This window comes from Xenorhabdus bovienii (genome assembly GCF_024721015.1).
GTDB lineage: Bacteria > Pseudomonadota > Gammaproteobacteria > Enterobacterales > Enterobacteriaceae > Xenorhabdus > Xenorhabdus bovienii.
Genome location: NZ_JANAIF010000051.1, coordinates 16,803 through 27,516, shown reverse-complemented (window position 1 = coordinate 27,516; position 10,714 = coordinate 16,803). Strand labels below are relative to the sequence as shown.

Below are 10,714 nucleotides of genomic sequence, written 5' to 3'. Positions count from 1 at the left end.
TTATACATTCCAGCCTAAAAAACCGAGCTTGAATTTACGGGATACTGATATCGCTATTCTTAAACGAAGCTGAGGTTTATTAATAACGTCGCCATGTGAAGAAAAATATCAATGAAGATCGGCCAGCTCAGTGAGAAAAGCGAACGATCAACAACATCAGATTGATGCATTGTAAAACCTATCGATTGAAGTGGAATGAATGGTCTTTTTACGGTGTGACATACCTAGAAAGTGTAGGTAATTCTACAAGGTTTATTGGTCATTTGGTAGGCGGGTTACGCGATTGGTACAGATGGCATTGCGCTTCCATGACTTGCTCGCGAATTTCTACTTTTGGCCGCCCCTGCATTTTCAGCCCATAACCGATGTTTTCGCCCAAAGACATATGAGGAAAAAGTGCATAAGACTGGAATCTTGTTCACCTCTGCTTTTCAGATATCAATTATATGATTGATTTTATTGATTCTAATATCATCATTACCCCAAGGATAATAAGAATAAGGCCGGGAATACGTCCGAGAATAAAATTGGTTTTCTCTGGGGATATCCGTTTGAGTTGGGCTGTGATAAGGCAATATAAAATATTAAAAAAAGTGGCGCCTATACAAAATATTGTACCGAGAACAAGTAAGAGATAATCGGGGCTGTTTTGATGAACAAACTGAGGAAAGAAAGAGACAAAAAATATGCCTACTTTAGGATTGAGGATACTGATCAATAACCCGTTAAGGAGATAAGAACTGGATTTTTTTCTGTTTATATTACTGTCATTTTTTTCTGACGATGCAGTAATTTCAGATGGCTTAGAGCGATAGATATTATATCCCATCCAAATTAGATAAAGCGCGCCTGCTGTCTGTATTATGGTATACAGAGCCGGAAGAGACATCAGTATGGAGGTTATCCCAGCCCAAGTAATAAAAACATAGAAGTAATAGCCAATTGCCAGCCCTATGGCTGATGACGCAGCCGCTTTCCAGCCTATTCGATGATAATTACTGGTAACATATATGACATCCGCACCAGGAATAGCATTAATAGTAAGAGCCGTTACGAGAAAAAGTATCCAGTTCACATCCAGCATACTTTAAATTCCTTTCATTTTGAGAAAACAATATTCTGATTGACGCTTTACTTTATCCGTAAAAGTTTTGCTAGTAAAGAGAGGGCTGTCAGTGCCATATTCAACCGATAGAGTATCAATAAAATTAAATGGTTTGCTTCTTTCCAAGTAGTCTTTCATCAGCTCAAATGCGAGTAGGTAAGATTCCCCTTTTACTGCCCATATTGTTTCTAACGACCAGAGTGAAAGTAGCTTTTTCCGCTCTATAATAGCCCCCGTGTCTATCCCTGTGTCAACATAGTGTAGTGTTGCCCCGGCTGCACGCTCGACTGCGTCTTTATTTCCTGTTGCAGTCAGTTGTTCTATTGCATACATGCCTCTGGCATAGGGAAGAACGGCAGAATGAGCGTTAACGATCTTTTTTTCAAAGTGATTAAGCCAGAATGGAGCCAAGATAACATCAAGGAAAATAAGAGCACCATCATTATGTTTACTACATTCATTATTCAGATAATCTTGATAAAAATTTATTCCCAGTTTTTCTGTATCAATGATATTAGCGGAAGATAAAGCATGAGTTTCTGGGACGCCATAATTTTTTGCGAGATATTTTTCTGGTTCACTGAGGCCTTTATAAGATATTTCTAACTTGTTAATATCCTCATCTGTTATTTTATCCTTTTTTGAAAGTTCATAATGTATATTGTTGAGTGTTGATATATCTAGTTTTCTGGCGTTTCTGATCATCCAATTTAGTTGGGAATTTCTCAATTTTTTATGGAGAAAACTAGTGTGAAAAAAAGTTTCAGTTATAACAGTAAACATTTTTTATCCTATTATTATAAAAAGTAACTGGTTTTTAAATGGAGGAGGTTTACAATGGTTTTATTTTTAGTCAGACTATAGTTTATTTTTGTTATGAAATAAAGTTGACTATTTATAGTTTTAAACCTATTTCCTTATTGTTATGTGTTGTTTTTTATTGGAAGTTTTTTATCTGTATTTAATGATTTAATTACTATTTTTAGTCATGATAAAGGAGATTAATATGCTCTTCGATGACATATCATCTTTAATTAATGACAGATGCTTTATAAATATTAATGGTTGGATTCCTGATTCCGCTGTTTCATTAAAAGTGGAGGGGATTTCTGTTACAGGATCAATAAAAATAAAGCCTGCGCTATATATGATTTCAGCGCTTGAGGATAGTGGGGTACTAAGAACAGGAAAAAAGCTGATTGAGAGTTCGTCAGGAAATCTAGGGTTAGCATTGAGTATGATTTGTGCCTGGAAAGGTTATCCATTTATTTGTGTTAGTGATCCGAATATAGCTCCTCTGACTGAGAGGACGATCCGGGCATATGGAACAAACCTTATTATAGCGAAAAGTAAAGATAATAATGGCGGTTATTTGGGAGAAAGGATAAGAATAATTGAATCTATGCTAAAAGAGGATCAGGATTTAATATGGGTTAATCAGTATGAAAATAAAAATAATGTTCTTTCTCATTATAGTACGACAGGAAAAAGTATATTGGAAAAATATCCATATCCTGATTATGTATTTATTGGCGCGGGAACGACAGGAACTCTTGGCGGTGTGTCAAGCTATATACGTAAATACTCTCCTTCAACGAAAATTATTGCTGTTGATACAAAGGGATCTGTCACTTTTGGTGGTGAACCAAGTAAAAGGAGGATCCCTGGCTTGGGAACCAGTAAGGCACCAGAAATTAAAAAATATTCACAATTTGATGAGATTATTTACATAGATGAAAAAGAAACCGTATTCACTTGCAGAGAATTGGCTTCAATGGGCCTCCTTTTAGGAGGATCAACCGGGACGGTTTTAGCTGCTGTCCGGCATTATGAAAGCATCATTGGGAAAAACAAAATTGTTGTGGCTATTTCTCCTGACATGGGAGAGAAATATATAGACACTATATATAATGATGATTGGGTTAATAAATTTTATAATTAAGGAAATAAAATGACTGATAATAAATTCACTATTATTTCTGGTAATGATGTTGAAGTCTGGATAAAAGAGAATAAGGAAAAGATTATCGAAATAATTAAAAAAACTTATTGTTTATTTAGCGATGGAATGGTAACTAATCCTGATAGTTATTTCTTGAGATTTCCTGATAGTGACAAAAATAGGATAATTGCTCTACCTGCATCTATAGAGCATGGTAATAAAGTAGCCGGAATCAAATGGGTCAGTAGTTTTCCAGATAATATACAGCATGGATTAAACCGAGCTTCTGCTGTTGTTATTCTTAATGATCGTAATACTGGCTACCCTATCGCTTGTATTGAAGGTAGTCAAATTAGCTCAGCAAGAACCGCTACATCCGCTATCATTGGTGCGGAGTATCTTCATCAGGAAAAGAGATGTGATCAATTGGCTGTCATAGGGACAGGGTTGATCTCTTTTTCTATCGTTGAATATTTATATAGCACAGGCTGGAAAATCGAGAATATTGTTGTTAGTGATTTATCTGAAACTAATGCTGCCAAATTTATCTCATACTGTAAACAGAAGTTAGGTATTGAGGCTAAATATTTGGATACGACTGATGCGATTAGTCAATCAGATTTGATTATCTTTGCTACTTCGGCTGTTAGCCCCCATATCGTTGATCCCGCGCTGTTCTCCCATAATCCAACCGTTTTACATATTTCTCTACGTGATCTTTCTACTGATATCATATTAAAAGCAGAAAACTATGTTGATGATATTTCTCATGCAGTTAAAGCTCATACTTCTCTGCACCTTACAGCAGAAGAGACTCGTGATACAAAATTTATAAAAGGAAGTATATCTGATCTTATTCGGGGTAAAGTTAAACCCGACAAAACTAAGTTAAGAATATATTCTCCTTTTGGAATGGGAATGCTGGATATTGCCGTAGCTGAAAATATATATTCTGATTTTAAGGATATATCAGGCATTACAATTTCAGACTTTCATCCTTTACCCGTCATGAGATAAATATATTTTTATTGCATGGTAAAACGATCAAGTTATTAATATGGCAATAACTTGATTAATGGAATAAATTAAGAAAGTTATTTTTTCTATATGCGATATATGATAAGTAATAGATAGGATTTTTCCAATTTGCATGTAATCATACAAGCATCAAAAGAAGGCTATCTAGATGAAAGCACTTATCGTAATCGACATGCTGAATGATTTTGTAACCGGTGTCCTCGCCAATGAAGAAAGTGCGATGAAAATTACTCCGCCTATTCAGCGAATGATCAAACATGCCAGAAATAACCCTGATTGGTTGGTGGTCTATGTCAATGATGCCCATCATGCGGATGATCGGGAAATGGATATCTGGGGAAAACATGCAATGGTCGGTACATGGGGTGCGGATGTGATTGATGAATTGGCTCCAATCGGCATGGAGCGTGAAATCGTTTTTCCCAAGCGATTTTATAATGCGTTTGACGGGACGGATCTGGAAAATGTTTTAGCACAATATGGCGTGACTGAAGTGGTGCTGGTAGGTCAGCATACTCATTGCTGTGTCCGCCATACTGCTTACGGTGCGTTTACTCGTGGTTATGCTATTACGGTATTGTCCGATGCTGTTTGTGTTTCCCCCGGTATCGATCAGCAAGCTGCCCTTGATTATCTGAAAACCATCTATGGGGCTGAAATTACGACCAGCAAAGCATTCGGAGTATGACCTGAGTGAAAGATGAATATTTTGTCGGGTAAATGGAATATATAACTGGCAGATTAATTATCTGCCAGTGAAATTATTTTACATAAGCTAGCAGGCTGAGAGAGGGTCGGGCAAGCGCCTGGCATTTTGCCTTTTGGGGCAGATTGATTCCCTTCAGATCGTTGTAGCCTGACTGATTCAGTTTTTCCATTAACTGACTGTTGTAGTTATTGAGATCCCACTTGTTGCGTTGAGCAAAATAAATAACTGCACGCCTGATCTCACGATCTGGGATCTGGCTATAGCCACAATCATATTTCAAATAAATGTAGACGGCTGTCATATCAGCAAGACTTTCAGCCTCTTCCTCAGACAGAGCTTTTGCGGGTTGCGCGAAACTGAACAGAACCAGAATGTAAGTGAGTAAAGCAATCTTTTGCATAATTTCTATTATACTGATTTTCTACTGTTTTACCTAAACTAACATATTAATATCTTTGTTAGCCAAACTTTATTTTCTTAACTTTAGGAAAATTGCCATTTTTTCTGTGGCGTACTGACGCTGCGAACACATGGGTTAAGGGGAAAGTGACTCTTGTTATTGACGACCATCATAACGGTAACGGGCATTGCCACCAGTGTGACGAACCAAGATATGGTGATGGTTTGGATTTAGTGGCAAGAACTAAAGTGATCTCCATCACTGAAGCGGCAAAAGTCGTTGCTGATGTGCTGGCGTTGCCTTTGCCAGAACCCAAGCCAACCAGACAAACCAGAGAAGACAAGCATAGCGCGTCAGCATGGTTTTAATCTGTTGTATTACGTGAAATTTAAAATAGGTAATAATCTGATTTTGATTGAAAAATGACATTTATCACATTTTTATTGAATGATTCTTGTTCATAGTAGAATTGTTAAATTTTTCTGGTATATCATGGCGCTCATAAATTGTTCTATCAGTGAAATTGTATCAGCATAGGGAGAAAGGAATATGGCTATAGGACATTTCTTGACTGTAGGGGATAAAACAAGCTGTGGAGGAATAATCCTTACAGGAACCAGTAACATTACATTTTATGGGAGGGATGCTGCGATAGAAGGCTCTTTTGTTACCTGTGGAAAACATTCAGGCAACTTTTCGATCGTGGGCGGTGTGAATTGCTTTTTTGATATGGGAGCTAAATTGGCTGGAACGTTGGATAGTCAGAGCACTTGTCCTTGTAGGGCAAATCTTATTAACTCCATTCCTGATAGTTATCAAAATGAAGCACACTTTTCTAATTTTACTTCTCAAGATGTTACTAAAGATACAGAATCAACAACTACTCAGAGCAGCCACAATACAACAAATAAATCTAGTTCTGATTCATATGCACAATCAGAACAAAAAATTAAGCCGGAACCATTACCACTACCTGCTGTAATCTTTAAAACAAAAAGGAAAATGGATGATTATGATGCTGAAGACATGATATATGCTGATTTATCAGAAGAACAGCTTAAACATAAAGTTGGGCTAACTGATGTTGGCGTGCCTTGTCATAATTATTCATTGATTGATTTTATTGCACAAGCAGAACTTCCTAAAGAAAATATTATGCAATGGTGTAACCCATATACAATGGAAGATCGGGATACCAGTGCCAGAATGTTATTTGATAAATTCAGAGAATTATCTGATTTATATTCATTTGTAGGTGAATATCAGGGGGTAATGAGAAAAATGATTTCTCATATGCAAGGAAATACTGGGGAAAAGTTCACTGATCCATTACTTGATAAGGCAATGTCAGAGCGTATTTTGGAAGATACATCAGATCAGAGTTCTCTACTTGTAATTAAAAGAACACTTATTAAAAATATTGATTGGGATAATGGTTATTATCCATTAGATAAAAAAGGAAAACTTTATGAAGCAATAATGGGCTCTGTATTACCAAAGTTTGACAATATAGAGGATAGAGTTAATGGGCTGGGAATCACCGTTCATGACACGTGGGCAACACATATTACTTTGCAGTCTTTGGAAGTAAATGGTAATGCTTTCAAAGCTACTATCCATTATCATATACAGGATCACTTTGGATTAGATAAAAGTGATGTTACACATTATTTCTACAAAAAATTTCGTATATTCAGGATATGGTTTTTACTTCAGCATTGGAACCAATATGGCTATAAACCATTTATTACCGAAATGAATGTAACACAGGTAATAGAAGGGAGTTGCAATGAATAAGTATAAATTATTTTTATCACTAATAGTCATTTTTGTTGTTTATGGAGTATGGTGGCTATTACAACCTGTAGAAATTATTGGTGTTCATCATAGATCTAGTGGTTACAATGATGTTCTTGTTAAACATTTTCCAATAACAGATCTTGGGAAGATTGATTGGTGGAAAAAAAATAAATCAATGCTTAAAAATAAATATGGTATCCCTGTTACAGATAAAGACGGTAATTTTGATATAAGTATTTGGGATATAGGTGATGGATATAAAGAAATGCCTAACACTGACCAAAACTCAGATTTACTTTGTTTTGATGATATGAAAGTTAAAGCGAATTGTATTGAAAAAAATAGAGTTCTGGAAGTGTCGCGTTTTGACGGTGGAAAGATAAGCTTTGTAATGAGACATAGTGCATATCTACAACGCAAAGAAGGCGGAGAAATTAATCCATATCAATGGTGAATTGTTACAGTTGTATCTACTTTAGATAAAGAAATAGAGGAATTTCCCCGTTGGGCAATATACTGACAGATATAGATTTGTGTGAAGCGTTATCCTATGTCTTTGTAGATAATGAAGTTGATTATGAATATATCGCTTCTGTAGCCAAACATTTCCCGCTTGAGCATGTGGAAATGGTCTTCTTCGAGTGGGTGGCGCCTGTATGCTATACAAATGGACTTACTCCTGTGCCTACTACTTGGACTTTTTTTGATCGTGAGCAATTTTGGGAATATATTCAGCTTATTCAAGGAAAAAAGGTAACGGGAAATAAAATAGAGAAAATAAAGATGAGTATTAAACAATGTTTTTTACGAAGGTATCTTGCAAGAGATTGGCAATGTTTGAAGGAAAAACTGATTGATTGATTTTTTATATAGTTAAGATTTTTAGTACTTTGTTTTCACAATTTAGATAATATTCCACAATATATTCTTTAAAAAATAGTGACTCGTGTTTGAATCGCTACTTTTTAACAGTATGTTATTATTTAAATGAAATTTAATCACTACATGACATTAAATTTTTGCTTTAAATATGAGAAAATATGTATTAATATATAAAAGTTATCGTTCGGGGTGATCTCTATAACCAAAGTGTTCTCTATTACACTAAGTAGATGCTTTATACAAGGTGTATAAAGGCTGCCAGTAGTAACACTGGTAACCTGTATGGAGATAACCATATGATGAAGACCGTCCTTGTACGTCAGTACAAACGCTTTAGGTATGGTCGCTGGGAGACAGTGTGTAAGCATCGTCGCTCTTGGCCTCGTAGTTAATATGCATCCCCCCGACGATAACATTCTGAATTATTCCATCATCTTGTTATAGTGCTCTATGTGTTTTGTTTCTTTAAATACACTTTCAAACAAATAAAAATATTTTTCTTTTTCTATATTTCTAAATTCATCAATATTTATTGGGTCTGAGTGAGAACCTCGACTCATATACCGATAGAAAGCTTTATAACTAGTGTTATTGCATTCTTTTGATAGTTTATTTAACTCAGAACCTAATGAGTCTTTGTTATGAATAAATGCAAAGTAATATTCTAAAATATTTCTCATTATATTTGGTATCATAATAACAGGGATTTTATCATTTTTAGCATCCTTAATAGTTTGCCAAAGGGTTTGATATTCGTTTTTTATATCATTTCTTTTTATTTTTTCTATAATAGAATATTGATTTTTGTATATTCTATATAATCCATAATCTTTTTTAAAATCTTCATCCTTTGATGGTGCTAGTTTTATTAATTCATGAAAGAAGAATAAATTATGAGTAAGTAGAATCACTTTGTTTACATAACTATGCTTGAATAATTCATATCTGGCAAATGACGCTATATCGTATATGTAATTATATGATAGACTTGATATTGGGTCATCAATTACAATTAAGTTTTCTTTGTTGTTATTTCTATTTTCTTCTGTTTTCCCTTTGCACATTTCTATAAAATATAAAAATGTAATTAATGTTTTTTCACCCTCACTTAATGAGGTGTATATTTTTTGTTCATGATGTTCGTTTTCTCTGTATATTTTATAATGGTTGCTTTCGTTGATTTTTTTTATGTATATATTAGTAATACCTATATTTTTTAGATTGTTATTTATATTTTCTATTGTTTCATCAATATTTGATATATGTTGTCTTAATTCTACTATCTTTCCATTTAAAATTGATATATTAGTTTCTAAATCCCTAATTTCTAACTTTGTTTTATTTAATGATTTTTCTAACTCTTTTATATTTTTGTTATATATTTTTAATAGATCGGCACTTAACTGTTTAATTCCATACCATATTTTATTTCTTATGTCATTCTCGCTGTTTTCATATTCGTTTACCTTTTTATTTATTTCTAGAATATAATTATTTGCTTTGGTGAAATATTCGTATACTATTTTTATTTTATCTGATATTGAATGTAATTTAAATTTACTTGATGGGCTTTTGATTTTTTCATCAAATATTTTAATGTTTTTTTGATGAGTATTTTGAATTTCATTCAATGGCAGATTTTTTTTATCATTAGGTAGTATTTTTACTTTTTCTAGTGATTTTATCATGTTTGAATGATAAACTTCCCATTTTTCTATATATTCTTTTTTATTTTTTTCTATTTCATTTATTTTTTCATAGTATGTATTATCAAAAACAAATTTTAATTGTTTTTTAAACTCATCACTAATTGTATTTTGTTGGCAAAATGGGCAGATACTGTCTCTTATATAATTGTCCATGCCAAATTTAACCCAATCTGAATTGCTTAATTTATCTATTATTTCAGATAAGTAGCTATTTTCAGATGCTATAATGGGATCATTCAGTAGAATGTTGATATATTCTAAATCCTCATTGTACTTGGGTGGGTTTATGATATTGATTGAATGTGCATTCTTTTTTCCGTTTTTTAGCTCATTATATTCATTAATTAATTCATTAAAATTAATATCCATATATAGTTGGCTGTTTTTTATTTCAGAAAAAAATCTCTTTTTGCTTTTATTTGGCCCCCTAATGAGTTCACCTAGAGATGAATTCCTTACATAATCAAATTTATCCCATAATTGATTTTGAAAATCTGAGTCGTTACCTTCAAGTTTTTCTGTTAATTTTTTTTGATCGTCGAGTAATTCTTTGTGTTTTTTATTTAATTCTTCTAATTTCAATTCATTATTTTTTATCTCAATTTCAGTTTCTTTATTTTCCTTACTTAAGGTAAATATTCCCGGTTGTTTGTCTTTTTTATAAAAATTATCATCAATGAACTTTTTATTGTATACTATATAGTTATAACTATCATCTAAATTAGATTGACATCCTTTGTATATCTCTGGGTTGTCATGGTTAAAGTAATTAGCTATGGTTGATTTTCCACTTCCATTGAGACCATATATTAAAATTATTTTTTTAGATAAATCCAACGTCTGAGAATCTGTTGGATGGTAGCTTGTAATATTTTTTATTTCAAGGAATTTCATTTTGTCACCTAATTTTTAAATAAATATATTATAGACGATATTTAAACCTATGATTATGGATTTAAATTGATCAAGATCACAGAAAATTATTTTTCACATTAGAAATCAAAGGAGATTATTTCTCGACACCTATTTAAAATAGGTGTCGAGAAATATTTTTTTATGAAACAGTGTAGAGTTTTATTTTTGTCATTATGAAAGCGTTACATATAATTTATATGACGAAAAATTTCTA

At 33.2% G+C, this 10,714-nt stretch carries 10 protein-coding genes and 2 pseudogenes; 7 read left to right on the top strand and 5 right to left on the bottom strand.

Annotated features, from left to right (window positions below):
* Positions 1-301 precede the first annotated feature (301 nt).
* The 3 genes and pseudogenes from NXS07_RS13505 to NXS07_RS13495 form a co-directional block, all read right to left on the bottom strand.
* Positions 302-412 (bottom strand): annotated as a pseudogene (locus tag NXS07_RS13505) (ABC transporter ATP-binding protein); the annotation flags it as partial.
* 30 nt (positions 413-442) lie between these two features.
* Positions 443-1,084 (bottom strand): LysE family translocator, encoded by a 642-nt coding sequence (locus NXS07_RS13500; RefSeq protein WP_038196677.1) that lies wholly within the window; start codon positions 1,082-1,084, stop codon positions 443-445.
* A 3-nt stretch (positions 1,085-1,087) separates the two neighbouring features.
* Positions 1,088-1,888 (bottom strand): formyltransferase family protein, encoded by an 801-nt coding sequence (locus NXS07_RS13495; protein WP_258086923.1) that lies wholly within the window; start codon positions 1,886-1,888, stop codon positions 1,088-1,090.
* Positions 1,889-2,111: 223 nt separating this feature from the next.
* Between NXS07_RS13495 and sbnA the strand changes: the two genes are divergently transcribed.
* From sbnA to NXS07_RS13480, 3 genes are all read left to right on the top strand, one after another.
* A complete protein-coding gene (gene sbnA, locus NXS07_RS13490) occupies positions 2,112-3,047 on the top strand; it encodes a 2,3-diaminopropionate biosynthesis protein SbnA (RefSeq protein WP_238126581.1) in 936 nt (311 codons plus the stop codon).
* Positions 3,048-3,056: 9 nt separating this feature from the next.
* The gene (gene sbnB / locus NXS07_RS13485) at positions 3,057-4,064 is read left to right on the top strand and encodes a 2,3-diaminopropionate biosynthesis protein SbnB (protein WP_258086922.1); all 1,008 of its coding nucleotides are present in this window, start codon (positions 3,057-3,059) and stop codon (positions 4,062-4,064) included.
* 169 nt (positions 4,065-4,233) lie between these two features.
* Positions 4,234-4,773 carry a cysteine hydrolase family protein gene (locus tag NXS07_RS13480; RefSeq protein ID WP_071827758.1) on the top strand — a complete coding sequence of 180 codons (540 nt, stop codon included), beginning with the start codon at positions 4,234-4,236 and terminating at the stop codon, positions 4,771-4,773.
* Between the two features lie 73 nt (positions 4,774-4,846).
* On the opposite strand, the gene NXS07_RS13475 is transcribed toward NXS07_RS13480, so the two are convergent.
* The gene (locus NXS07_RS13475) at positions 4,847-5,194 is read right to left on the bottom strand and encodes a YacC family pilotin-like protein (RefSeq protein WP_038222490.1); all 348 of its coding nucleotides are present in this window, start codon (positions 5,192-5,194) and stop codon (positions 4,847-4,849) included.
* Between the two features lie 158 nt (positions 5,195-5,352).
* Here NXS07_RS13475 and NXS07_RS13470 point away from each other — a divergent pair.
* From NXS07_RS13470 to NXS07_RS13455, 4 genes and pseudogenes are all read left to right on the top strand, one after another.
* Positions 5,353-5,523 (top strand): annotated as a pseudogene (locus tag NXS07_RS13470) (primase-helicase zinc-binding domain-containing protein); the annotation flags it as partial.
* A gap of 220 nt (positions 5,524-5,743) precedes the next feature.
* Positions 5,744-6,991, top strand: a complete 1,248-nt coding sequence (locus NXS07_RS13465; RefSeq protein ID WP_071827757.1) for a PAAR domain-containing protein — start codon at positions 5,744-5,746, stop codon at positions 6,989-6,991.
* On the top strand, positions 6,984-7,448 hold the full coding sequence (locus NXS07_RS13460; RefSeq protein ID WP_038203028.1) for a DUF943 family protein: 465 nt from the start codon (positions 6,984-6,986) through the stop codon (positions 7,446-7,448). Before NXS07_RS13465 ends, NXS07_RS13460 begins: the two co-directional genes overlap by 8 nt.
* A gap of 50 nt (positions 7,449-7,498) precedes the next feature.
* Entirely contained in the window at positions 7,499-7,855 is a 357-nt protein-coding gene (locus NXS07_RS13455; protein WP_038249088.1) for a DUF7079 family protein, read from the top strand.
* A 443-nt stretch (positions 7,856-8,298) separates the two neighbouring features.
* Here NXS07_RS13455 and NXS07_RS13450 read toward each other — a convergent pair whose 3' ends face one another.
* On the bottom strand, positions 8,299-10,479 hold the full coding sequence (locus tag NXS07_RS13450) for an AAA family ATPase (protein WP_258086921.1): 2,181 nt from the start codon (positions 10,477-10,479) through the stop codon (positions 8,299-8,301).
* Positions 10,480-10,714: the final 235 nt, after the last annotated feature.